This window comes from Mycobacterium sp. 1245499.0 (genome assembly GCF_001673615.1).
Taxonomy (GTDB): Bacteria; Actinomycetota; Actinomycetes; order Mycobacteriales; family Mycobacteriaceae; genus Mycobacterium; species Mycobacterium europaeum_A.
In genome coordinates this window covers 1-23,114 of sequence record NZ_LZMG01000338.1, presented here as the reverse complement: position 1 = coordinate 23,114, position 23,114 = coordinate 1, and the positions used below count along the sequence as shown (strand labels likewise).

Genomic DNA, 23,114 nt, shown 5'->3' with positions numbered 1-23,114 from the left:
CTGCATGTCGCCGAGGTAGCTCAGCGAGATGCTGGCAAAGAAGTCGGCGGCCTCGCCGCGGTAGCTGCACGCCTCCGGAGCAAAGTGCACCTCGGGTATGCGCACCCACTTGCGCACCCCTAACAGGCCGGTGAGGGCCGTTTCGGTGGCATCCAGGTCGCCGGTGACCCAGGCAATCTGCGTCGGTGATTCGAGGGGAAGCGTCATCGTCTCGCACAATAGTCCAGCCGCCGGGCCGCCAGAAAGGGGCCGAATGACTTTGCCGTGGCCGGCTGCTCGGGCTGCCTGATCACCGGGTGAACACGTTCTAATTATGGTTTGCCGGCGGCCGCCGCGCCCGTCAGTACCGGCCCAGTACGTCCACCAGCAGCCGCAGCTGGGCCTCGAAGACGCCCTGCGGGTCGGTCAGGGTGTCGGCGCCGTATTGCCCGAATACCTCGAGGCTGATGGCGCCGAGCACACCCGCCCACAGCAAAAAGCACTTGGCCAGCACCTGGTCGTCACCGGGGAACCCGAATTCCTGACGGATCCGTTCGAAGTCCGACGACATCGGTTGCGGGGCAACATCATTGGTTAGCCGGATGTCACCCGTGGCGATTCCCGCCGCGACCGCGTCGAACAGCGCCGCCACCACCCGGGTACCCACCGCAACCGTGCGCTCGGGCGGCGCGTGATATCCGGGCACGGGACTGCCGTACAGCAGGGCCCAGCAGGCCGGGTGCGCGACGGCCCACTCCCGGGTGGCTCGCGCGATGGCGACGACATCGTCGCTCCACAGGTCGCCGACCGACTGACGGGCGCGATCCACGGCATCGGCCAGGTCGGAATAGGCGTCGACGAGCAGCAGGGTCAGCAGTTCGTCGCGGCTGGACACGTAGCGGTACACCGCCGAGGACACCATGCCCAGGTCGCGGGCTATCGCACGCACCGACAGTCCGGCGGCGCCGCGGTCGACCAACTGGCGGCGACCGAGTTCGATGATGCGCGCCTCGATCTGCTCGCGCGATTCCTGGCGTTTGCCCACGCCGCCAGTCTGTCACGACCGAGAACACCGCTCTTGCTTTCCGCGGCGAGTCGTGGCAGCATCGGCGAAACAGAGAGCATCGCTCTCGTTTCGATCGGGATTGCTGAGAGGCCACGACATGTCCACGCGATACGAAGAACCGAACCGGGCCGCGCGCGCCGCCAACCGGGTCATCCGCTGGCTGGCCGAAGCGGGGATCAGCATCGCCGGCACCCGGGCCTTGCGGGTGCGCGGTCGCAAAACCGGAAAGCCGCGCGCCGTCGTGATCAACCTGCTGACCGTCGACGGCGTCGACTACCTGGTCTCCCCGCGCGGCAACACCCAGTGGGCCCGCAATGTCCGGGCGGCCGCCGTCGTCGAGGTGGGCCCCCGCTGGCACCGGCGCAGCCTCCGGGTCAGCGAGGTCGATGACGCGGCCAAGCCCGAGCTGCTGAGGCGCTATCTGGCCCGGTGGTATTGGCAGGTCAAGGGGTACGTCGCCGGATTGACCCCGGACAGCACCGACGAGCAGTTCCGCGCCGCCGCTCCCTCGATTCCGGTGTTCGCGCTGACCCCGATCGGCGCGGCCGGCTTGGCCTAGTGCGCGTTGTCGCGCACGCAATGACCTAGTGCGCGTTGTCGCGCACGCCGAGATCCTCGCGGACCTCCTGCGACGTGGCCCCCCACGACACCGCGGCGGGCAGGTCACCCCACACGCTGTTGAAGATCCCGACGATCTGTCCCGGGCCGCCGTTGGGCGCCAGGTACACCGGTCCGCCCGAATCGCCGTTGTGGCTTTGCACGCCGTGCGACATGGTGAACCAGCCGTTGTTCACACTTTCCACCGTCCCGCAGGTTTCCCCGGTGATCACGCCGAAATGGCAGACGGGCTGTCCGGGCGCGAGCGCCAGCCCGGGGTCGGAGACGAGCGGCCGACCGCCCGGCAGGATGTTGTTCGCCGTCACGCTGTTGTCCAGCACGATCGCTTCGTAGTCGCTGATCGTCTGGCTGGTGGACACCGTCGTCCCGCTGGGCGTGTTGTCCCGGAAGGCCGCCATCCGGCCGATGACGGCGCCGCCCCGGTCCGTCACCACTCCGGCCCCGCTACGGCAGTGGCCCGCGGTGAATGCGATCTTGAGAGCGGGGTCGACGTAGCCGAGCGTGCACACCCGGTTGTCCTGGCGTATCTCCATGCCCGGGTACACCATGACGTCGGCTTTGGCCTGCGCGGCCGGCAGTAAGGAGGCGAGCGCTGCGACAGTAGTCGACGCGGCGAATGCGCGCGTTGCCAGTCGATGCACCATGAACTCCGATCCATCGGGCCGATACTGACGGGAGGCGGGGGTTACGGCGTAACCCTCCTCCACGCTCAGCTTTTCGCGCCGGCCCGCGCAAATGTTACAGCGAGGTCACGAGCGGGGTGGTGGCGTCGGCCGGACGGGCCGCCCGCGGCAGCCAGCCCGGCGGGCCGAACACGTACCCCAACCGGTCACGCAGGCGCGTCGCCGAGCGCCAGTCGCGGGCAATCGCGACGTATTCGCGGGTCTGCAACGTCCAGATGTTGAACGTGTCCACGCGCTTGGTGAGCCCGTAATGCGGCCGGAACAGCTCGGGCTGGAAGGTGCCGAAGAGCCGGTCCCAGACGATGAAGATGCCGCCGTAGTTCTTGTCGAGATACACCTTGTCCATTCCGTGGTGCACCCGGTGGTGCGACGGCGTGTTGAAGACGAACTCGAACGGACGCGGCAGCTTGTCGATGCGCTCGGTGTGGATCCAGAACTGGTAGATCAAGTTCAGCGAAAAACTGAAGAACACCATCCACGGTGGAATCCCCAACAGCGGCAACGGTATCCACATCAGGATCTCGCCGCTGTTGTTCCACTTCTGGCGCAGCGCGGTGGCGAAGTTGTAGTACTCGCTGGAGTGATGGGCCTGGTGCGTCGCCCAGATCAACCGCACGCGGTGCGCGATCCGGTGATAGGCGTAGTAGAGCAGGTCCACACCGAGGATCGCGATCACCCAGGTGTACCAACGGGTCGCGGGCAGCTGCCAGGGCGCCACGTAGGCGTAGATCGCCGCGTAGCCGAACAGCGCCAGCGTCTTCCAGCCGGCGGTGGTGGCCACCGACACCAGCCCCATCGAAATGCTCGCCATCGAGTCGCGGGTCAGGTGCGCTCCCGACGCCGGCCGCGCGGCGTCGACGGCGTCGGCTCCCTCGGCCGTCAGATGTTCCAGCTTTCGGGCGGCGGTCCATTCGAGGGTCAACAGCAGCAGGAAGAACGGCACGGCGAACAGCACCGGATCCCGCATCTGCGGAGGCAGCGCGGCTAGGAAGCCTGAGAGAGCGCTCACACAGGTAAGACTACGACGAGCGCCGCGGTATTCACCTCGCCCCGGTCGGTCGGGCGCCGCCCCGCGGTGGCGCGTCGATCAGCGACGATCGTCGGACTGCGCTTCGTCCCCGGCATACCACTGCACCGCGCGGACGCCGGGCAGCAGCGACAGTTCGGCCACCAGCCGCTCCAGCCGCGCCGGGGCATCGCCGTTCATCAGCAGGTGCGCGGTCAGCGCGACCTCATCGCCGTCCGGGTTGCCGGTGTGGATCCCGCGAAGCGTGATGTCGTTGCTGCCGGCGTGCTGGACGATCTGGGCGCGGGCGTACTTCTCGTGCTTGGGACGGCAGATCACCTGGACCAGATACGGCAGCAGGCTTTCGTCTTCCTCGGCGCTGTTGTCGCGATCGATCAGCCGGCCGAGCGGGCGTCCCAGGACATGAATGCCGACGACGGTGGCGGTGCCGATCAACGCGAACACCAGGTGCCCGGAAGCCGCCAGCACGCCGATCGCCGCCGAGCACCACAATGTGGCGGCCGTGTTCAGGCCACGGACGTTGACGCCCTCCCGCAGGATCACCCCACCGCCGAGGAAACCGATACCGGACACCACATACGACGCGACGCGCGTCGGGCTGCTGTCGGAGGTGGCGGCCGCGTACAGGACGAACAGGGTGGCGCCTCCGGCGACCAGCGCGTTGGTGCGCAGCCCGGCCCGACGCGCCCGCCATTGCCGTTCCAGGCCGATGAGGGCGCCGCAGCCGACGCCGACGCCGAGCCGGAGCGCGAAATCGAGGGCGCTCAACGTCTCCAACGACACGCTCCTTCCCGGTTGCAAGACGGCGAAGGGAGCTAACCAGATCCGGGTTAACGGCAAGTGGAGCCGACCGAATCGCCGACGTCGGGAGTATCCCCCGCGAACGGCGAGCCCGGGCTAACCGGTTTTGGGCGTCAGGTGGTGCGGACAGTAGGCGCTCGACGCGAGCGCCGCGAATTTGGCCGCGGCGTCCATCGTCATGCCGGGGTTTTGATCCTTGATGTCGCTGACGACCTGCAAACCCGTTTCACCCCTGCCCAGCAAGCCGCATACGGCTTTGGCGGATGCGATGACCTGGCCGGGGCTGCTGTAGGTGATGCCCGAACTGTCGAGGTTTGCCAGAAACGCCCCATCGTCCCCCTCGGGCTCGGCATGCGCGAGCGCCGCGAAGCTGATCGTGCCGATGGCGCCGAGCAGCGCCAGTAGGAGTCTCATACCGTTCGCGCCCTCCTGACCGGGGCGTCGGGCGGGGTCACCGTGGGCTTGTCACCACTGGACACGTGCACCGCATGGATGCCGGGCTTTGTCGACAGTTGGTCGAGCAGAGCGTCCAGGCCGGCCTTATCGACATTCCAGTGCTGCACGGCTTCCGGTTGCTTTTGCAACTTCGCGATGACGTCGTCGAGTTTGACGGGGGCGGTGCTCTTCGTGGCACCGCCGGCCCCGACGCCCCTGCCGCCCACTACTTGCGGCGCGACAGCGCCGAGGGCGCCCCCGGTCAGGCTGCCCAGTGCCATCTGACCGAGCAGGCTGCCTGGGATCGCGGCGGTGGGGGCCGCGGCCAGGCCGGCGGCCGGAAGGCTGCTGGCCAGCCTGATCGCCGGGGTCGCCGAGGCCCAGGTCGGCGGCACCGACAATTTGCCCACAACGTTCGCCTCGCCCACGCCGGCTGATACCGCGCCGGTCAGGCCCGCGCCGGCCGACCGCAGACCGAGCCCTGCACCCAAGGCGGACTTCGGGATTTCCATGCCCTCGACCGGGACTTTGTAGAACATCTTGAACTCGGTCATGGCGAGGTTGATCGGGCTCATGCTGTCGTTGGCGACCGTGCTGAACCGGCCGATGTCGGCGAGGATGCCGAAGGTGTTCTGCCACGTCGTGCCGGCCAGCGGGGAACCCGTGAGGGTGTTGAGCACCTGGTCCCAGAACTCCATGTAGCCGCGGGAAGCGCTGCCGAGGGCCTCGAGTAGCTGGCTGATGATGCCCGACGGTGGGGACGCGGCGTCCGCGGCCGCACCGGTACCGCTTGCTAAAGCGCTGGCCTGGCCCACCGCGACCGACTGGGCGGCGATTCCCGTCGCGTTGGTGGTCTGGGGTGGCTTGGTGAACGGGGTCAGCCGGGTGGCGGCGGCAGACGCGCTGGCGTAGCCGAACATCGCGGTGGCGTCCTGCGCCCACATTTCGCCGTATTCGGTCTCGGTTGCGGCGATCGCGGTGGTGTTCTGCCCGAAAACGTTGGTGGCCAACAGCATTGCCAATCGTGCGCGATTGGTCGCGATCGCGGTCGGTGGCACCACCGCCGCGAAGGCGCTCTCGTAGGCCGCCGCGGCCGCCGTCGCATGGATGGCCGCCGTCTTCGCCTGCGCCGCGATCGTCGACATCCAGGCCGCGTACGGCGCGGCGGCGGCGGCCATGGCGACCGCCGACGGGCCGGCCCACGCCTCGTTCGTCAGCCCCTCGATGACCGAACTGTAAGACGATGCGGCCGACTGCAATTCGGCCGCTAACGCGTCCCACGCGGCGGCGGCCGTCAGCATCGGTCCCGCCCCCGGACCCAGGTACATCTGGCCAGAGGTGATCTCGGGTGGCTGGAGAGCGAAATTCATCGCGGCGCCCTGGTCACCGCGGGCATGGCGCGTTCTCCATGGTGCGATGGTTCGGTGCCGTCCGAGGTGTCATGTCGAAGGTCCGCTCAATCCGCCGGTACCACAATGATTGTGGCCGTGGTGGCAACGCCATCGGCCGCCGCCGCGAGGCCGGTGGTGCCATTGCTGACGGTGCGCACACCGGCGCCCGCCAAAGCGCGTCCGGCCAGGCTCGCCGCGGCCATCTCGCCGAACATCACCCCTTGCGGCGTCGTGGGGATCGTCGGGATTGGCCCCGTACTCGCGCTCGGCAGTACCGAGGCGACTGTCTTCATCACGGGCGCGGCTGCGGCCCAGCCTTGCGGGACCGACAGCGATCCGACCAGGGTCGCGCGGCCCATGGACCCCGCTACGCCCCCGATCTCTGGTGTCACCGCGGAGACGTAGCCGCCCCGCAACGGAGCCAGCGGCGACAACCCGCCGGCGATGGCCTTCCCGCCGCCGAGCAGTTCGGCGACACCCGGCGCGTTCTGGGCCAGCCCTAAGGCCTGCAGGGACAGCAGCCACCAGCCGCCGGGCAAGATGATCGCCCCGATGGGGCTGTAGGCGCCGGTGATGGCGGCGAAAAATGGCCTGAGGGCGGCGGTGATGGGGTAAATGGCTTCGATGATCGATGCCGCCGGCGTCGCCGCCGCCGCCGAAGGGGTCGACGCCAGGCCTTGCAGCATCGTGGGCAGCGCGTCGATCAGCGCCGGCAGCTGGGATGCGACGTCCGACGCGGCGTTCTGCGCCAGCGCTGCGGATTGCCTCGCCACCGCGGACGAATCAGTCGTCCGCGGCGGCTCAGCGAAGGGCGGCAACTGGGTGGCCGCAGCCGACGCGGCGGCGTAGGCATACATCGCGGCGGCGTCCTGGGCCCACATCTCGGCGTACTCCGCTTCGGCGGCCGCGATGGCCGCGGTGTTCTGGCCGAGGATGTTCGTGGCGATCAGCGTCATCAACAGGCTGCGGTTGGCGGCGATCGCCGGTGGGGGCACGGTCGCCGCGAACGCGGTCTCGTAGGCCATGGCAGCGAGCCTTGCCTGCATCGCGACCTGTTCCGCCTGGGCAGCGAACTGGTTTGCCCATGCCACATACGGGGCGACGGCGGCACTCATCGACGTCGCCGCCGGTCCAAACCAGGACCCGATGGTCATGCCCGAAATCGTCGAACTGTATGCCGCCGCATAGGAATACAGCTCGGCTCCCAGCGCGTCCCATGCCGCGGCGGCGGCCAGCAAGGGCCCCGATCCGGCGCCCACGTACATCCGTCCCGAATTGACCTCTGGTGGCAGCGCCCCAAAGTCCACCCGTTGCCTCCCGTCCTCCTCTGGCGCCAGGGTAGGAGCGCATACGCCACCAGCCGGCAAACAAGCTCCGGCTCAAATGGAATTCATGGGATTCACAGGCGGAACATATCTATGTTTCATGTGATTGGAGAGGTGCTCCGCCGCGGTCGAACCCGCCGTCGCTAGGTCAGCGTTTTGCGTAGAGTTGCTGCGGGCAATAGTATTTCGCCGCGATCGCCAGGAAGGACGTGGCGTGATCATTGGTGAGCCCGGGGTTTTCACTCTTGAGCTCGTCCAGCATTTGCGGGCCGAATTCGCCGTTGCCCATCGACACGCACACCGCTTTGGCGAACTTGATCGCCCCGTCAGGGGTCGAGTAGGTGATGCCCGCGCTGCGCAGCGAGGCGAGGAAACCGGCCTCGTCGACGCCGGGTGCCGCCGGGTCGCCATGGGTGAGCGGGGCCAGCGCGATCGCGGCCGAAACGCCGACGCCGAGCGCGAGCAGCAGTCTCATGACCGGTGATTGTCCCATGTTCAGGAGATGACCGCAGCGGCGCGCGGCGCTTCGCAGACATGTTGAGCTGCAGTGTGTTTCACAGGTCAGCGCCGCGGGCGGGCGTCAGGCCTTGGAAAGCTGGTGGGGGCAGTAGTACTTCGCGGAAAGCACGGCGAAATTCGACGCCATCTCCATGTCCATCCCGGGATTGTGGGTTTTCACGTCGTGGACCAGCTCGAGGCCCGACTCGCCGTTGTTCAAGCACGAACACACCGCCCTGCCGGCGGCGACGGCCGACCCCGGGCTGCTGAAGCTGAAGCCGGCCTGCTGCAGCGCGGCGACGAAGCCGCCGTCGTCCCCGTCGGGCACCGGCGGAGGATCCGCGTACGCCGGTGCGGCCAACCCGATCATCACAACGACGCCAAGCAGCGCCAGTAGTCTTTTCATCGCTATCACCTTTCCGTCGTGGCGGATTGTCCGTGCCGCTCAACCCAATTGGGCATCGGCGGGTATGACCTTTGACTTGTCGCCCTTCTTCAGATGCACCGCGTGGATGCCCGGCTTCTTGGCCAGCTGCTCGAGCAGCGCGTCGAGGTTCTCTTGATCGACGTTGTGGTGCTGGACGGTTTCAGGCTGCTCCGAGATCTGTGCGACAAGGCGTTTCAGCTGTTCCGGTGATTGCTTGTCTTTGAGGTTCTTGATGGGAGTCATCCGGTTGCGCACACCGGCACGCGCCACCGTGGGTCCACCGGAGCCGACGGCGCTACCGAGCATCCCAGCCAGCCCCATCGAACTGAACAGGCTCCCCTGGCCCAGCGCGGCCGCGGGCACGGCTTCGGTTCCGGCCGCCGACAGCGCGGCCGCAACCGTTCTGATGGCCGGGGTGGACGTGGCCCAGCTCGGCGGGATGGACAGCTTTCCGACCAGGGTGCCGGCGTTGCCCATGCCGGCGATCGGGGTGATCGAGCTGTACAGGGTGCCGCGGCCGAAGCCCAACGCCCCCAGCCCGGCGCCCAGGGCGTCTTTCGGCAGCGCCCCATACCCGATGGGCGGGGCGAACTTGAGCCATTGCGACAACGGAAAGTTGACCAGCAACCCGATGTCGTTGAACTGCGTGGTCAGGCCTAGCGGCACCTTCACGGCGTTGTACAAGCCCGTATAGAAGCTCGACCCGCCCGGCAGGCCGTTCAAAAGATTTGTGACGAACTGGTTGTAGAGATAGGCGAGGTTCGCCGGGCCCGAGAACAATCCGCTGTAGGGCAGAGTGGTCGTGGCGGCGCTTGCCGCGGTGTTCGCGACGTTGGCGGCGGGGGTGCTGGCCGCCGAACTCACCGCGGCCGCTTGCATCGGCTCGGCCGCCTCGTTGGTGGTCTTGGGCGCCGGGCTGAACTCCGTCAGGTTGTTGGACGCCGTCGCCGACGAGGCGAAGTAGGTGTCCATGGCGGTGGCGTCTTGAGCCCAGAACTCGCTGTACTGGGCCTCATTCGCGGCGATCGCCGACGTGTTCTGCCCGAACAGGTTGGTGGCCACCAGCTGTGCGAGCAGGGCCCTGTTTTCGGCGATCACCGCCGGCGGCACGTGTGCGGCGAAGGCGGTCTCGTAGGCGGCCGCGGCCTCGGTGGCCTGGATCGCGGATTGGGCGGCCTGCGCGGCGGTCTGCTGCATCCAGGCGACGTACGGGGCGGCCGCGCTCGCCATCGCCAGCGATGACGGTCCCACCCAGGGCCCGGCCGTCAGGCTGGAGAGCACCGACGAGTAAGACGTTGCGGTGGACTGCAATTCGGTGGCCAGGTTCTGCCAGGCCGTCGCCGCGGCCACCAAAGACCCCGCGCCCGGACCGCTGTACATCCGGCCCGAATTGAACTCGGGTGGAAAGGCTCCGTAAAACATCTTCGTACCCCTACCTTCGCGTCCGGACGGTCGGTGATTGGCTGCGGTGCGATTGCGTCATCGCGATCACTCCTCGATGCACGGGATCACGATGATGGTGGCCGCGGCCGGATCGGCCTCGGCGGCAACGCCGCCCAGCGAACCCGCTGCCGAGGCGGCACCGCCGGCGGGCCGGGTTGCGGCGGCTGCGACGGCGCGTCCGGCCAGGCTGGACAGGGCCATCTGGCTGAACACGCCCTCTTCACCGGCCAGTGCGGCCGGCGCCGCGGCCATGTTGGTGGGCAGCACCTGGGCGATGGTTCGGATCGCGGGGGCGGCCTCGGTCCAGCCCTGCGGCACCGACATGCTGCCCACCAGAGCGGCTTTGCCCATCGACCCGGATACCTGCCCCGCCCCGACCGCGGAGCTGAGCACGGGTTTGACGGCGTTGGCGCCACTGGTCAGCGGCGCCAACGCCCCGGAAATGGCCTTGGGCCCCGCTAGATAGGCGGCGGCGCCTTGCCCGTTCTGCCCCCAGGCGTAGGCCTGGCCGAATGACAGGAATGGACCGCCCGGGATGCTGGTCCAGGACTGCGGGGAGAACGGCCCGGTGGCGACCGACCAGAACTCGTTCCAATTCGTTATCGCACTCGGCAGGGTGAGTGACGAACCGGACGCCGCCGTTGTCGTGCTGCTGGCGTTGCTCGCGGCCTGCGCCGCGGGCTGCATCGTGCTGCTCAGTTGCGCGAGGTGGCTGGCGGTGTTCGAGCTTGACTGCCCGGTGCTCTGGGCGACCGCGGCCGCCTGCGTGGGGCCCGCCGAATCGTTGGTGGTCCGCGGGGGCTCGACGAACGGGGTCAGCTGAGCGGCACTAGCTGAGGTGGCCGCGTACGTGTACATCGCGGCGGCGTCCTGCGCCCACATCTCCATGTAGTGGGCTTCGGTGGCGGCGATCGCCGGCGTGTTCTGGCCGAGGATGTTGGTCGCGATCAACGTCGCGAGCAGGGCGCGGTTGGCGGCGATCACCGGCGGCGGAACCGTCGCGGCGAAGGCGGCCTCGTAGGCGCCGGCCGCGAGTTTGGCCTGGGCGCCTGCCTGTTCGGCTTGCGCGCCGGTGGCATGGATCCAGGCCACGTAGGGTGCGGCGGCGGCCGCCATGGCGATCGAGGATGGTCCCGTCCACGGTCCCGTTGCAAGCGTCTCGATGGTCGAGCTGTACGACGCCCCGGTGCTTTGCAGCTCGGCGGCCAATTCATCCCATGCCGCGGCAGCGGCCAGCAGCGGCCCCGAGCCCGCACCGACGTACATCCGCCCCGAGTTGTATTCCGGCGGATAAGCCCCGAAATCCAACATCTAGGGCCTCCGATCCCTCATCTGGCGGCTGGCGCACGCAGCGCTCCATGGCCGCGACATCGACACAATGGCGACACCTCGCAAGGAGTGCGACGGAATTGTTATAAGACACATGTACAAACCTCATGTGCTGCAGGCAACAAAGCCATACCGCTCCTAGCTGTAAATGGATGCCCGAATGGCATATGAACAACTGGTCAAGCCACGCTGCTATTGCACTGACGATGCTGACCAACGCTTATTCGGTGGGCGTTCCCATCAGGTAAACGTTTGTTAAACAAATGTGTTTGCAACGGCTTGACCAGTGTGAGAACGCTGCATAGCAACGTTGAGTTAGTGGTGTAAATCACGTGGTAAAGCCAAATATGGGCAGCATCAACCGACGGCTTGATACAACTCAATCCGTGAATGTCTAACTCGCGTATTCTGAATGCGTAGCCGGCACCGTTGCCGACGCTATAAACTACGCTCAGAAGCTACCGCTGTTGTCTCCGATCGCGAATCTTCACAACCTCCTATATCGGTTCAAGGAATCATTAAGCGCGATATTGTGCGGACCGTCGGAATAGCGCCCCGGACATTCCGGCATTGCCGCGGAAGGTAACTGGAACTTAAGGACCGACGCCCGTGGTGACCTTCCGACTGGCGAGCCGAGCAGCGGCGCGCCACGGCACCGGTAGTAACCGGCACATCACGAACGACGGCCCGATATTCGGCGTCCGAGAGCGCGGCCCGGGCGCGGATCAAAGCACCTCGGGCAGCTATAGCGCCGGACTGATAATTGATCGTCACAACCGTTCTCCTCAGGTTCCCTCATACGAGTAGACGCGGTCACTCTGCTGTAGCACTGATTAGCTACTGGCAGTTTCCTGGAAGGCCGTTTCTGCAGATCACTGCCGACTTCCGGTCTCACTGGAAGCAGCGACAACGGACGATAAGACGTTGCCGAACAGCCCGCCATTGTGGATCGCGCGCCGGATAAGGGATCGACGGCCGGGGCATCACGAAGCCGGCCCGTCCCCCGGAGCGGATTGGGCAGGGCGACGACGTCAGCGACGCGCCACCCGGCGTTCGTCAGCCTCCGGTGTGGGCGTTAGCCACTGCTGTGCGGGTTCGTTCCGCCATCGCTGGTGGAGAGACGGTCGGGACAGTAGGCGCTGGCGGCGGCCTGGACGAAAAGGGCGGATTTTGCTGCGGTAAACGCCGGGTTGAGCTCATGGACGTCCCTGATGATGTCGAGCTCCGTGGTCCCTGAGTTGGCCAAGTCGCATACCTTTTGCCCCGCCTTTATCGCGCGGTCGGGGTTCGAGTAGGTGATACCCGCCTTGTTGAGCGCGGCAAGGAATGCGTCGTCGTCGGAGTCGGCGTGCGCTGGTATTGCCGTGCCGACCACGGCAATGACGGCGGTCAGAATCGGTAGGTACCTCATGTCGGAATTCCCTCGCTTTATCCGGCGGCCGGTGGGCGACCCATGATGCGGGGGCGAAACCCGTACATCGGCTCGGAGAACTCGTCCTCGTGCCCACCGGGGAGGCCCGCCAGCGGCACACCCGGCATGCCGACTGCCCCGGCCTGTTCCATCACCATCGGGGTGGCAGAGCCGAAGCCGTGGTAAGCGCCGAGGCCGATCTGGGTCGTCGCCGCCACTGGCGTGATTGCCGCTCCAGCCGCACCCCAGGCCGGCGGAACCGACAGGGCCCCGACCAGACTCGCCTGTCCGACGCCGGCTACCGCTGCCACGCCGGGCGCGGTCACCGACGCCAGGTTGGCGGTGCCCCCAAGGCCGGCGGCCAGCACCCCCAGTCCCGACGTGCTTGCGTCTACCGCATTCAAGGACGAGATGGAATTCATGTTGACCGCCGAATCGACGAACGACGTCGGGTTCAACAACCCGCTGGTGGTAAACGCGTTGGACAAGTTTGCGACCGAGGCGTTGTTGAGGAAGCTCCCAAATACGTTGCCGTCGGATCCATCCAAAAAGTTCATGAGTCCCGCCAGCCCGGGCTGGCCGGAGCCGTTGGTGTTGGGCGCGAGTCCCAGCCATGCAAGCAGTCCCCCCGACGGGTCGCTGGCGCCGGTCGCGGCGTTGGCTTGAGCGACCGTGGCGGCTTGCTGCGCGATGCCGCCGCCGGTGGTGCCGGACCGCGGCTGTTGGAACGGGGTCATTTGAGTTGCCGCGCGCGAGGCGGTGCTGTAGGTGGTCATCGCGGCGGCGTCTTGCGCCCACATCTCGCCATATTGGGCCTCATTGGCCGCGATCAATCCAGTGTTCTGGCCGAACAGGTTGCTCGCCACCAAGTTGGTCAGCTGCGTGCGGTTGGCCGCGACGAGGGCCGGGGGCACGGTTGCGGCGAACGCGGCCTCGTATGCGGCCGCGGCGGCGTTGGCTTGGGTACCGGCCCGCTCCGCCTGGACGGCGGTGTTGTTGAGCCACTCGACGAACGGTGCCACCGACGCCGACATTTTCGCCGAGGACGGTCCGAACCAGGACTCGCTGGTGAGCGCCGCGATCACCGATTCATAACTGGTTGCAGCGGAACGCATTTCAGCGGAAATGGCGTTCCACGCGGCGGCGGCGGTCAGCATCGATTCCGAGCCGGGGCCGGAATACATTCTGGCCGAGTTGATTTCGGGTGGCAATCCCGCATATAGCGACATGACATCTTCTCCAGAGTTCTCAGCCGGCGGCCGGCGGACGTGGCATGACGACGGGCCGGAACCCGTACTTGGGGATGGCGCGGCGCAGTCGCCGACCGGTACTACCCACCGGCCCCGCGACACCTCCGGGCCCGCCCGCGGCCGGGGCTGCCGTCGCGTCGGTGAGACCGGTGACGCCGATGGCCTGGACGGCCGTTTGACCAGGGTTGATATTGGCCGTCGACGTCCAGCTCTGCGGCACGGACAGCGACCCCACCAGATGCGCATTGCCCACCCCGCCAGACGCGCCGCCGAGGCCGGCCGACCCCACCGTGCTCGACGCCAGGTCGGCACTCGTGATGCCTTCGGCGTCGGCGGCGAAATCCGCGAGGCCCCCCAGCGTCGTCGCATGCTGGGCCGCCAGGACGCCCTGGACCGAGGAAATGATGAACTGCGGGTTGAAGGGACCGCCGGCCAGCGCGCCATTGACCACGGCCGTGCTGAAGAAGTTGCCGTTCGTGAACGTACCGAAAGCGGAATTATCCGATCCGCTCAGCAGGCCGGCCAGATACGACGACACCGAACCGGGCGACGAGATACCGCCCCCGCCCGACGACACTGCCGACTGCACCGAACCCGCCGGCGTCTGGGCCGCCTGGGCCACGGTGTTCGCCTGCGCCGCCACCCCGTCGGTACTCGCCGTGGACGGCGGCGCAGCCAACGGAGCCAGTTGGGACGCGGTGCTCGAAGCGCTGGCGTAGCCGTTCATCGCGGCCGCATCCTGCGCCCACATTTCGGCATACTGCGCCTCGGTGGCCGCGATCGCGGGCGTGTTCTGGCCGAACACATTGGTTGCCACCAGCGCGGCCAACTGAGCGCGGTTGGCCGCGATCACCGGCGGTGGCACCGTCATGGCAAAGGCCGACTCGAAGGCGGACGCTGCCGCGAACGCCTGGCCGCTGGCCTCCTCAGCCTGCGTGGCGGTGCCGTCCAGCCAGGCCAGATAGGGCGCGGCCGCGGCCAACATCGACATCGAGGACGGCCCCAGCCAACCCGAACCGGTCAGCTCTGTCACCACAGACCCGTAAGCGGCTGCGGCGGAGCGCATCTCCGCGGCCATCGTGCTCCATGCCGCGGCGGCGGCCAGCATTGGGCCCGATCCGGGCCCGGAATACATTCTGGCCGAGTTGATTTCCGGCGGCAGCGCCGCAAAATCCAACATGATGCATTTCCAACGATGTCAGCGGGCCGAGGCTGCGTTGATGGCCTCGGTGGCCGCATACGAGCCGGCGCTGGCCTGCAAGGTGATCACGAAGTTCTCGTGCAGCGCCGCTGCCTGAGCGCTCAACGCCTGGAACAGCTGGCCGTGTCCGGCGAATTGCGCCGCCGTCAGCATCGACACCACATCCGCTGCGGCAGGCACCACCCCGGTCATCGGGGCCGCGGTGGCCGAGCTCTGCGCGGTCAGCGCCGAACCGATCTCTTGCAGCCGGCTGGCGGCGACGGCCAGCGAATCAGGCTGTGCGGTAACAAAGTTCATCACAAATCTCCCCACCAAGAAAGGAGGCGAGCCAGGATCCCTGGCCGCGCCGGGGCGCGCATCAGCGCCACACGTCAGTGAGCGCGCGCGTTACGAAAGGTGGCTAAATACAAGCCAATTCAGGAAATATCGATGCCGAGGTCGGATCGAAGCGAAATGGTCATCGATCTGGAATACGGACTGTCGTCGGGACTCACGTCGCTCTCACCTCCTCCAAGCCAGGGCACGCAGGGGTGCCACACGGTGCACACGGGGAGGAGCAACCAGGCGAAACGGCCGGCTGCGGCACCCCTCTCGTCAGAGCTTCGGCACCACACGGCGTATCCGGCTACCTGAAGCCGGAAGCCACTTGGGCTCAACCCTTAATCCGGGAAGAGCTGTCCTGACCCTGGGCGTCTTTCGACGTTCGAGGTCAGTGGCCTATGTCCGTGCAGACGCCTCACCTAGCGAGGTGCTTGCATTGGCCATGGTGGCACTCGGCGGTCGTCGAGTCAAGCTGAAGGACAACGCATCCCCAACGGTTCACGCGCCCTTCACCTGGGGGCCGCGCGCAATGGCGGCCACCGGACGGGCCAGGACCCGGTTAGTCCGCCTTCTTCTCGGCGACCGCCGCGCTGAGACCCTCGGCCAGATCCTCCCGCGTCAGTTCCTTGAACCGCAGCAGTTGACGTTCGCTGAATTCGGTCACGTCGCTGGCCAGCACCGCATCCAGGTCCTCGTCGTCCAGACGGAAACTGCGGTGATCCCGGGCCTTCTCCACCACGTTGCGCACGAAACCGGCGTTGCCGAGCGTATCGATGCCGCGGATGAGATCGCCGTCCTCGGAATAACTTTCGTCGAGATAGAACTTTGTGTACGACGGCAGCAACGCTTGGGCCGACTCATCGGTGATGACGTCTTCGTTCTCCTGGCCCATCAACCGTGTCAGCGCGACCAGCTCGTCCGGGGTGTAACTGAAGAACTCGATTACGGTCGAAAACCGCCGTCGCAGACCCTGATTCACTTCCAGCATTTTGTCCATGGCCTTGGCGTAACCGGCGCCGAAGACCACCAGCTCGTCGCGGTGGTTCTCCATGTACAGCAGCAGCGTGTTGATGATCGCGTTGCCGTACGGGTCACCCTGCTGGTAACCCTTCTCGTGCAGCGTGTGCATCTCGTCGAAGAAGACCGCGCCACCGAGGGCGCCCTCGAGCATCTCCTCGGTGTTCTTCTCCGCGTCGGCCATGTACCGCCCCAGCAGCTTGGTGCGGCTGGTCTCCACCACCACGGGCTTGCGCAGCACGGTCAACCCGCACAGCTGCTTGCTGAAAGCCCTTGCCACCGAGGTCTTTCCGGTGCCGGGCGGTCCGAGCAACAGCGTGTGGCGCGAGGTCACGGGCACCGGGAGGCCCATCTTGGCGCGCGCCAGGTTCACCTTGGTCGTCGACTTGATGAGCTTGATCTCGCGCTTGGCACGTTCCATGCCCAGCATGGCGTTGAGCTCGGCGTCGCCCTCGGCCAGGTACTTCGCCGCCTCTTCGGCGTGACGAGCGGCCTCGGTCTCGGCCCGGGTCGGCGCGCTGTCCTGGTCCCACGGGTCGGTGCGGGCCTCGATCGTTTCCGGGTCGGTCAAGACCAGCCGATAGTTGGGGTTGTCCAGCGCCTCGCGGGCCGGCGTGAACTTCGGGTCTCGCGAGTACACCCGCCGCAACAACTCGACGGCCTCGTCCTCGCGGCCGAGGTGCCGCAGGCACATCCCCTGGGTGTACAGGGCGATGTTGGCCGCGCCGGGCACCCGGTCACCTTCGATGGCGTCCTGACCGCGGCGCAAGGCCTCCTCGAACACACCCAGCGAAGCCAGCGCCGTGGTGGCCATCGCCGCACCCGCGGCCTTCAGCTCGGGCTGCCGCCAACTCTTGCCCTCGGCGAACTGGTTGAGCACATCCGGCCACCGAGCGGTGCGGAAGTACAGCACGCCGCGCACGTAGCTGACGAGTTCCTCGTCGACGGGCTGGCGGGGCTCGACGCTGTCGATGAGTTTCGCGGCTTCCTCGTAGCGTTTCGCTTCGGCCAGGACCGCGGCGTACGCGCACGCCAACGTCTCGACGCTGGTCACCGCCAGCCGCAGGAACAGCCCGTCGGAGACCTCGGGACGGAACTGCAGCTCGGTGACCCCGAGGCGGCGAGTCTCCCAACCGAACGTCCGGATGGACGACCACGCGCCGGAGAGCACGTCAATGCTCTGCTCCCCCACCAGGATTCGCGCCAGCCAGGCGTCACACATGCCCGGATCCAGGTTGGTCGCGGTGGCGAACATCTGCGCCGCGACCTGCGGGTTGTGGCTGGGCTGCAGCCCGTTGACCGAGACGCCGGAGGCCAACAGGCCGGCGACCATCGCGTTGCGGGCGCCTTCAGCGGTGGATTGCGGCCTCGTCATTGCGCTACAGGTACGCCCGCCGAGCTCCCTCGCAGCTGGTCGACGGATAACGCAAGGTCTTCATCGTCGGCGCGCAGTGGACGACTCGGCACCACCAGCAGGGGGCGCGCCGTGGGGGCGGGCAGGCTGGCGCGCACCGCGGCCAGCTGGCGTCCGGTGAGACGGTTGAGCCCCGACGCGACGTTCCTGCGCAACCGCTTCTCGGTGTGGTAGCGAACCCAAGCCGATACCTGCGGCCGGCCGCCGCGCGAGGTGAGCCGGATGGTCAGCACGGTCGCGACGGTCTCGTCGTCCCACAGCTCGTCCAGCTTCTCGGTGGTGATGTCGGACGGCGACAACCACAGGCTGGTGACGAAACCGTTGAAGTGCTTGAGGCGTCGCCACCCGGGACGGCTCCAGGTCGGTTCCAGATCGGCCAGCACCGCCCGGTCGACCTCGGCGAGCTCGTCGGCCGTCAACGGCCGGGCCGCACAGGTCAGCCCGTCGAGGTCCTGGGCGAGCCGCTCGGTGGCCGCCACCAGGGTGGACGCCAGCGAATCGCGGGCGGCCACGGCGGCGACGTTGCGCTGCGGGTTCATCCGCAACACCAGCCAGGTGCGGCGAATGTAGGAGGTGGGCTGGTCGTGGGCCACCTCCCACTCTTCGGGCCCCCAGTCGTCCAGCTTGGACAACTCCGCGGCTCTGGCTTCGGGGCCGCCGCGCCGGACCTTCACCGACACGATGTCGATGTCGTCGAGGTGGATGTCGAACTGGCGCAGTCCCGACGCGACCGCCGACACCAGCAGCGTGGGGGGCGAATTGCGGTGCCGAAGCCGCGAGGCCGACTCCTCGTCACCCCCGTTGATCGCGATCACCGTGACCAACTGGCCGTCGTGCTGGCGCACGCCGACCGTGTCGCGCCCGTATTTGCGTTGGTGATCGAGGGCCGGGGTGCAGCCGGCGGCCAGCGCCGAACCCGGGTCGGCGGACCAGTCCCACAGCCACGTGGCCAACCCCGAGGTCACCGTCAGCCCGTGATAGGTGACCAGCGACAGCAGCGTCACCAGCAGGGCCAGACCGACGCCCACCCAGAACGCGATGCGATACGTGCCCTGCCAGGACTCGGGGCAGTGGCTGGCCACCACCATGATCACCACGTCGACCAAGAACACCGCGGTCAGCCGCGGCCACGTTAACGACAACCCAAATCTGCGCTGAGCCTTCATGAGTGTTGCTGCTCCGCCCCTATTGCTGTTTCCGCGATCGCTTCATCAGCATCGCCGTACCGAACACTCCGCCGCCGATGAGTAGCGCCCCCAGCAAGCCGCCGGCGGCCACCCACACTGGCACCATATCCCGGTGCGGCACGGGTTTCGGAATGTTCAGGGGTGCCGACAGCTGCTGCGGCGGTTTCACCGGACCGTCGGGCACGTCCCAGGTCAAAGCCGCCACCGGGTCGACGACACCGTGACCAACCTGGTTGTCCACGCCGCGTGCCGGCGCCCGGGCGGTGCGCGTCAACCGGTTGATGACCTGATACGCCGATAGCTGCGGGAACTTCGCCCGCACGAGCGCGGCGACCCCGGACACGATCGCCGCCGAGAAGCTGGTGCCGGACGGGACCAGCAGCGTGTTGTCGGGTCCGTCGATCGCGTTGATCAGGCCGTCGTCGCGGGGCGACAGACCGATGACGTCCGTTCCCGGTGCGGCGATCCCGACCCACGGCCCGGCCACGCTCGTCGACGCCTGACCCTGGTTGCCCTGGCTGAGCGGGCGGCCGTCGTTGTCCACGGCCCCGACCGTCAGGACGTAGTCGCTGAACCAGGACGGCGTCACGACCGTGGTGACCGCGTTCCAGTTGCGAGGATCGTTGGGCTGCAACGGATCATGCGGCGGGTTCTGCTTGCAGTCCTTCTTGCTGGTGTCACCCGCGGCGGCCACGATGACGGCGTTCTTGTCGACGGCCGCGTAGCGCACCGCCGCGCCCAGCGAGCGCTGGTCGATGATGTTGCGCGCGCTCATGCAGGTCACGTCGGAGATGTTGATGACCTGAGCCCCCATGTTGGCGGCGTGCACGATCGCCCGCGCCATCGTCTGCACGTTGTCGATCTTCGCCGAGGTCTGCGGATCCTCGTCACCGGTGCCGCAGACCGTGACGATGGTTCCGCCGCCGCCGCAGGAGCAACAGCCTCCTCCGGGTCCGTTCGCGGCGCCGCCGGCGGCACCCCGGCACCGTTGGCCGAGGCCGCCCCGATCATCGACGCCACGATGGTGCCGTGCGCGTCGCAGTCGGACAGGCCGTCGCCGGCCATGATGTAGTCACCGCCGGCGATCAGGTGCGGAAACCGCGGGTGCGGCGTCACGCCGGTGTCGATGACGGCCACCTTCACGCCGGCACCACGACCGAACTGCCACGCCTCCTGCAGGTTCAGCATGTCCATGTACTTGGGTTGCAGCCGGAAGTCGGTCCCCGGCAGCACACCGACCTCGGTGCAGTACGAGTTCTGCTTCATCGGCGCCCCCGGTCCCGGCGGACCGTCCGGCGGCACCGCGCCCGCGTCGATCGTCGGGGGCGAAATCGCGTACGCCGGCGGCAGACCGGCTAACGCGCCCGAGGCGAGCAGCGCGGCGGCGAGGGTCGCGGCGCACGCGCGACCACGCCACACCTTGCCGTTAGCGATAGCGGATAGCTGCATAGACATTCATCAACCACAATGCCAGCGGGAAAATTGGCATCAGGCAGAGGTATTCAATCCATTCCACGAATTTGCGGAATAGCGGGCTGTAGACGGTGTTCGGCACTACGGCCGCCGATGTCAGTCCCGCGGCCGGCAGCAGCACCAGGATCGCCGCGCTGATCGACACCGCCAGCGGCGACTGCAGCACCAGCGCGTAACGCAACACCACCGCACCGACGATCAGCACGGCCGTTCCGGCCAGGGTGATCGCCTGCCAGCGGTCGACGTACGAGCGGCCGCGCAGCATCAGGAAGCCCGCGCTGAAGCCGGCCAGCAGGACGGGCAGCCAGCGTTGTCCGGTGTGCGGATCCGACAGCGCGGTCAGCGAGACGATCATCAGCACGCCGAGCCCGATCAGCAAACCCGACAGGAAGGACCGGGCGCGTTCGGCCTGGGTCAGCACGTCGCGGACCGAGGCGGGCCCCTCCAGCACCGGCGGACCGCCGTCGGAGCGCACCACGGTGGTGGGCAGGTCGGGTCGGGCCTCGAACACCCACCGGCTGGTGGCCGACGGGAAGACGGGCAACCGGATGCCTGCCAGCCGGCGCGAGATGGCCGGCGCGCTCTGGTAGATCATGACGGACACCAGCACGACGCAGGTGAACAGCGTCACGGCGCTGGTCATCGCGACCATGCGCGCCAGCGCGGCCACCGCCGCGATCAGGCTGACCGTGACGATCGCCGTGTAGATCGAAAGCCGGCGCCCGGTGAAGCGCAGCGCCAGTATCGCGGCGATGGTGAGGACGCCGAAACCCAGCACCGCGTGCGGGGATCCGACGCCGCCCGGCGGCGCGGCCGCCGCCGCGATCGAGATGGGGGCGAGGCTGCTCAAGAGCATGGTGTCGCCGACGCGCCGTTCCTGCTGCGTGGTCGCCCGCATCAGCAGCATCAGCGAGACGCCGAGCACAACTGCGCCGATCACGCCCGCGTAGACGGTCGGCAGCCAGGAGTTGTGGTGCCAGCGCCACCAGCCGAGCAGGCCGGCGGCGGTCGTCACGCCGACAGCCACCATCGTCGCGCCGACCTGCACCGCCACGACCGGGTCGATGGCGGCGAAGCGCTTGCTGAGATCCGCCGCGACGGCGGTGGAGATGTGCTCGATGACCTGCGAGCGGTGCTCGGTGTCCGGGATGAACCGGATCCACAACCGGTCGCCGTCGTAGACGTCCTGCTCGCTCAGCGATTGGGTGGCCCGCAGCGGCGAACCGTCCACCAGGCACAGCGCCCAGCGGCCCCGGCCGGAGGCCTCCAGCGGGGTCTCGCCGAGTTCGCGGAGCCGGCTGTTGACCACCTTCAGCAACGGTTCCGTCATCACCGAGACGGGGGCGTTGGCGTCGAGCAGGACGCCGATCTGGACACCCGCGCCGGCCATCACGCCGACGACGACTGCCTGAGGCTGCGAGATTCCTTCTACGTCAGGCTGTGGTACTTCGACTACCGCAGTCATCGCCCTGCACTCCCTATCGTGATGAATGTGTGAGCCCGTGCCGCCAGTCGCGCGCGGGCCTGCGCCGGTGTACCCGTCGAGGTGCTGGCGCCCCCCGCCAAGTCCATTCCGACTAAGTGGAATTCCATCTGCCTCGCCTTGCGATTAAGAGTTGTCGTTGACACCCGTTTGAGATTTGCTGATGTCTTTGAGAGAAGTATGCCGTGTTCGCAGCTCAACCGCATGTTGAGTGCAAAGACATTGGTGAACTCTGTGTTTCGCGGGAATGTCAGACCCGGCTGTGCGTTTTCCACTCTCCGTAGGGAAGTGTGTCGAGCACAGTCTTGACGCCGACCTGCACGAGCTGCGGGGTCGCCGGACAAATGGCCAGCCACGCCTCCCCCGAACCCGCGGTGCGGGCCTGCTGATACAGCGCGATGCGTCCGCCGGAGCCGTCTTTGAGTGACAGCACCGACGCGCTGGGGCCCTTGGCGTCGTCCTGGTACTGGCGGGCGTACACCGCGACCTCGGCGGCGGGGTCGGACAGCGCCTGACCCAGCGCGGCCACCGTGGCGGCGCTGATGCCCATCCGGCGCAGGTCTCCCCCGGAGAACACGTTGAAGCCGGACTCCTGCCACGACTTGGTCGCTTCCAGCATTTCCTCCAGCGGCACGTTGACCGCGTTGATCGCTGCGGGCTCGGCGTGGTGGATGGACTCGAGCGCGTCGATCACCAGGGACGCGATCGAGGCGCTGTCCGCGACGGCGACGTCGTCGACGGTGATCTCACCGCCCACCCGGACCGCCGACACCCAGTGCTGTCCGCGACGGGCCAGCACCACCCGGAATTCGTTGTCGGGGATGTCGCGCGAGCCCGGGGGCTGGTTCTCGTCATCGAGGACGCCGTAGGCCAGCTTGCCTCGGGACAACAGGGCGACCACTTCGAGGTCGGGCGCCGCGAGCACTCGCATCCGCGCGGCCACGTGCTCGTTCACCTGGTCGTTCTCGACGATGCCCTGCTCGCGCATCACCGTCATGCCGGGATGCTCGTTGAGCCAGTCGTTCGAGTCGGTAGACACGTATGGCCGGCACCGCAGCTCGGGCGCGACGTGCCGGATGTCCAGCAGCGCCTGGAGCATCCAGAAACCGTCGACGTTGACAGTGATGTCGGTGCGGGTGCTCTGTTGGTCCATCACTTCCCCAATCGGTCCCTAATACTTCAAGCCAAACTGCACGGTAACCGCAGGACGCGGCAGCACACCACCCGTCGGTGTGCTGCCGCGCCTGAAGTTGCGGTTAGGCCCAGCTGGACCCAACGGCGCTGTCGGTGCTGGCCATGTTGCTGCCCGCGGACTGAACCTTCTGCCCGTGGGAG

The 23,114-nt window shown here is 67.5% G+C and carries 20 protein-coding genes, 3 pseudogenes and 1 riboswitch; of the genes and pseudogenes, 1 reads left to right on the top strand and 22 read right to left on the bottom strand.

Annotated features, from left to right (window positions below; translation table 11 throughout):
- Positions 1-207 (bottom strand): annotated as a pseudogene (locus A5646_RS21100) (VOC family protein); the annotation flags it as partial.
- A gap of 133 nt (positions 208-340) precedes the next feature.
- Positions 341-1,024, bottom strand: a complete 684-nt coding sequence (locus A5646_RS21095; protein WP_067023985.1) for a TetR/AcrR family transcriptional regulator — start codon at positions 1,022-1,024, stop codon at positions 341-343.
- A 118-nt stretch (positions 1,025-1,142) separates the two neighbouring features.
- Between A5646_RS21095 and A5646_RS21090 the strand changes: the two genes are divergently transcribed.
- A complete protein-coding gene (locus tag A5646_RS21090) occupies positions 1,143-1,604 on the top strand; it encodes a nitroreductase family deazaflavin-dependent oxidoreductase (RefSeq protein WP_066872698.1) in 462 nt (153 codons plus the stop codon).
- A gap of 25 nt (positions 1,605-1,629) precedes the next feature.
- Here A5646_RS21090 and A5646_RS21085 read toward each other — a convergent pair whose 3' ends face one another.
- The 20 genes and pseudogenes from A5646_RS21085 to A5646_RS20990 all read right to left on the bottom strand — a co-directional run.
- Positions 1,630-2,307 carry a hypothetical protein gene (locus A5646_RS21085; RefSeq protein ID WP_066872695.1) on the bottom strand — a complete coding sequence of 226 codons (678 nt, stop codon included), beginning with the start codon at positions 2,305-2,307 and terminating at the stop codon, positions 1,630-1,632.
- 94 nt (positions 2,308-2,401) lie between these two features.
- Positions 2,402-3,355: a sterol desaturase family protein gene (locus A5646_RS21080; RefSeq protein WP_067023982.1), complete on the bottom strand. Its 954-nt coding sequence runs from the start codon at positions 3,353-3,355 to the stop codon at positions 2,402-2,404.
- 78 nt (positions 3,356-3,433) lie between these two features.
- Positions 3,434-4,150: an MgtC/SapB family protein gene (locus A5646_RS21075; protein WP_066872826.1), complete on the bottom strand. Its 717-nt coding sequence runs from the start codon at positions 4,148-4,150 to the stop codon at positions 3,434-3,436.
- 120 nt (positions 4,151-4,270) lie between these two features.
- Entirely contained in the window at positions 4,271-4,588 is a 318-nt protein-coding gene (locus A5646_RS21070) for a DUF732 domain-containing protein (protein WP_066872689.1), read from the bottom strand.
- A complete protein-coding gene (locus A5646_RS21065; RefSeq protein ID WP_067023979.1) occupies positions 4,585-5,979 on the bottom strand; it encodes a PPE family protein in 1,395 nt (464 codons plus the stop codon). The genes A5646_RS21070 and A5646_RS21065 overlap by 4 nt, the downstream gene beginning before the upstream one ends.
- An 86-nt stretch (positions 5,980-6,065) precedes the next feature.
- Positions 6,066-7,307 carry a PPE family protein gene (locus A5646_RS21060; RefSeq protein ID WP_082984808.1) on the bottom strand — a complete coding sequence of 414 codons (1,242 nt, stop codon included), beginning with the start codon at positions 7,305-7,307 and terminating at the stop codon, positions 6,066-6,068.
- A gap of 166 nt (positions 7,308-7,473) precedes the next feature.
- Complete coding sequence (locus tag A5646_RS21055; protein WP_066872679.1) at positions 7,474-7,800, bottom strand: DUF732 domain-containing protein; 327 nt, start codon at positions 7,798-7,800, stop codon at positions 7,474-7,476.
- 105 nt (positions 7,801-7,905) lie between these two features.
- Complete coding sequence (locus A5646_RS21050; protein WP_066872676.1) at positions 7,906-8,229, bottom strand: DUF732 domain-containing protein; 324 nt, start codon at positions 8,227-8,229, stop codon at positions 7,906-7,908.
- Positions 8,230-8,268: 39 nt separating this feature from the next.
- A complete protein-coding gene (locus A5646_RS21045; protein ID WP_067023973.1) occupies positions 8,269-9,672 on the bottom strand; it encodes a PPE family protein in 1,404 nt (467 codons plus the stop codon).
- A 66-nt stretch (positions 9,673-9,738) separates the two neighbouring features.
- On the bottom strand, positions 9,739-11,004 hold the full coding sequence (locus A5646_RS21040; protein WP_066872670.1) for a PPE family protein: 1,266 nt from the start codon (positions 11,002-11,004) through the stop codon (positions 9,739-9,741).
- A 1,093-nt stretch (positions 11,005-12,097) separates the two neighbouring features.
- On the bottom strand, positions 12,098-12,433 hold the full coding sequence (locus A5646_RS21035; RefSeq protein ID WP_066872668.1) for a DUF732 domain-containing protein: 336 nt from the start codon (positions 12,431-12,433) through the stop codon (positions 12,098-12,100).
- A gap of 17 nt (positions 12,434-12,450) precedes the next feature.
- Entirely contained in the window at positions 12,451-13,662 is a 1,212-nt protein-coding gene (locus A5646_RS21030; protein ID WP_067023971.1) for a PPE family protein, read from the bottom strand.
- Positions 13,663-13,681: 19 nt separating this feature from the next.
- Positions 13,682-14,863, bottom strand: coding sequence for a PPE family protein (locus A5646_RS21025; RefSeq protein ID WP_067023968.1), 1,182 nt, complete (start codon positions 14,861-14,863; stop codon positions 13,682-13,684).
- 18 nt (positions 14,864-14,881) lie between these two features.
- On the bottom strand, positions 14,882-15,181 hold the full coding sequence (locus tag A5646_RS21020) for a PE family protein (RefSeq protein ID WP_066880855.1): 300 nt from the start codon (positions 15,179-15,181) through the stop codon (positions 14,882-14,884).
- 282 nt (positions 15,182-15,463) lie between these two features.
- Positions 15,464-15,639, bottom strand: a riboswitch (M-box (ykoK) riboswitch).
- Positions 15,640-15,764: 125 nt separating this feature from the next.
- A complete protein-coding gene (eccA5, locus tag A5646_RS21015; protein WP_067023965.1) occupies positions 15,765-17,597 on the bottom strand; it encodes a type VII secretion system ESX-5 AAA family ATPase EccA5 in 1,833 nt (610 codons plus the stop codon).
- Positions 17,594-18,802: a type VII secretion protein EccE gene (eccE, locus tag A5646_RS21010; protein ID WP_066872652.1), complete on the bottom strand. Its 1,209-nt coding sequence runs from the start codon at positions 18,800-18,802 to the stop codon at positions 17,594-17,596. The genes eccA5 and eccE overlap by 4 nt, the downstream gene beginning before the upstream one ends.
- A 19-nt stretch (positions 18,803-18,821) precedes the next feature.
- Positions 18,822-20,272: pseudogene (gene mycP, locus A5646_RS21005) on the bottom strand (type VII secretion-associated serine protease mycosin).
- The gene (gene eccD / locus A5646_RS21000; RefSeq protein WP_067023962.1) at positions 20,250-21,761 is read right to left on the bottom strand and encodes a type VII secretion integral membrane protein EccD; all 1,512 of its coding nucleotides are present in this window, start codon (positions 21,759-21,761) and stop codon (positions 20,250-20,252) included. Before eccD ends, mycP begins: the two are co-directional and overlap by 23 nt.
- A 268-nt stretch (positions 21,762-22,029) precedes the next feature.
- On the bottom strand, positions 22,030-22,932 hold the full coding sequence (locus A5646_RS20995; protein WP_066870696.1) for an ESX secretion-associated protein EspG: 903 nt from the start codon (positions 22,930-22,932) through the stop codon (positions 22,030-22,032).
- Between the two features lie 103 nt (positions 22,933-23,035).
- Positions 23,036-23,114 (bottom strand): annotated as a pseudogene (locus A5646_RS20990) (type VII secretion protein EsxI); the annotation flags it as partial.

What these genes read in the sequence shown, in the direction of transcription:
- A5646_RS21090 (WP_066872698.1), top strand. Translation starts at nt 1,143, where the DNA reads ATGTCCACGCGATACGAAGAACCGAACCGGGCCGCGCGCGCCGCCAAC.
- A5646_RS21085 (WP_066872695.1), bottom strand. Translation starts at nt 2,307, where the DNA reads ATGGTGCATCGACTGGCAACGCGCGCATTCGCCGCGTCGACTACTGTC.
- A5646_RS21070 (WP_066872689.1), bottom strand. Translation starts at nt 4,588, where the DNA reads ATGAGACTCCTACTGGCGCTGCTCGGCGCCATCGGCACGATCAGCTTC.
- A5646_RS21065 (WP_067023979.1), bottom strand. Translation starts at nt 5,979, where the DNA reads ATGAATTTCGCTCTCCAGCCACCCGAGATCACCTCTGGCCAGATGTAC.
- A5646_RS21055 (WP_066872679.1), bottom strand. Translation starts at nt 7,800, where the DNA reads ATGAGACTGCTGCTCGCGCTCGGCGTCGGCGTTTCGGCCGCGATCGCG.
- A5646_RS21050 (WP_066872676.1), bottom strand. Translation starts at nt 8,229, where the DNA reads ATGAAAAGACTACTGGCGCTGCTTGGCGTCGTTGTGATGATCGGGTTG.
- A5646_RS21045 (WP_067023973.1), bottom strand. Translation starts at nt 9,672, where the DNA reads ATGTTTTACGGAGCCTTTCCACCCGAGTTCAATTCGGGCCGGATGTAC.
- A5646_RS21040 (WP_066872670.1), bottom strand. Translation starts at nt 11,004, where the DNA reads ATGTTGGATTTCGGGGCTTATCCGCCGGAATACAACTCGGGGCGGATG.
- A5646_RS21035 (WP_066872668.1), bottom strand. Translation starts at nt 12,433, where the DNA reads ATGAGGTACCTACCGATTCTGACCGCCGTCATTGCCGTGGTCGGCACG.
- A5646_RS21030 (WP_067023971.1), bottom strand. Translation starts at nt 13,662, where the DNA reads ATGTCGCTATATGCGGGATTGCCACCCGAAATCAACTCGGCCAGAATG.
- A5646_RS21025 (WP_067023968.1), bottom strand. Translation starts at nt 14,863, where the DNA reads ATGTTGGATTTTGCGGCGCTGCCGCCGGAAATCAACTCGGCCAGAATG.
- A5646_RS21020 (WP_066880855.1), bottom strand. Translation starts at nt 15,181, where the DNA reads ATGAACTTTGTTACCGCACAGCCTGATTCGCTGGCCGTCGCCGCCAGC.
- eccA5 (WP_067023965.1), bottom strand. Translation starts at nt 17,597, where the DNA reads ATGACGAGGCCGCAATCCACCGCTGAAGGCGCCCGCAACGCGATGGTC.
- eccE (WP_066872652.1), bottom strand. Translation starts at nt 18,802, where the DNA reads ATGAAGGCTCAGCGCAGATTTGGGTTGTCGTTAACGTGGCCGCGGCTG.
- eccD (WP_067023962.1), bottom strand. Translation starts at nt 21,761, where the DNA reads ATGACTGCGGTAGTCGAAGTACCACAGCCTGACGTAGAAGGAATCTCG.
- A5646_RS20995 (WP_066870696.1), bottom strand. Translation starts at nt 22,932, where the DNA reads ATGGACCAACAGAGCACCCGCACCGACATCACTGTCAACGTCGACGGT.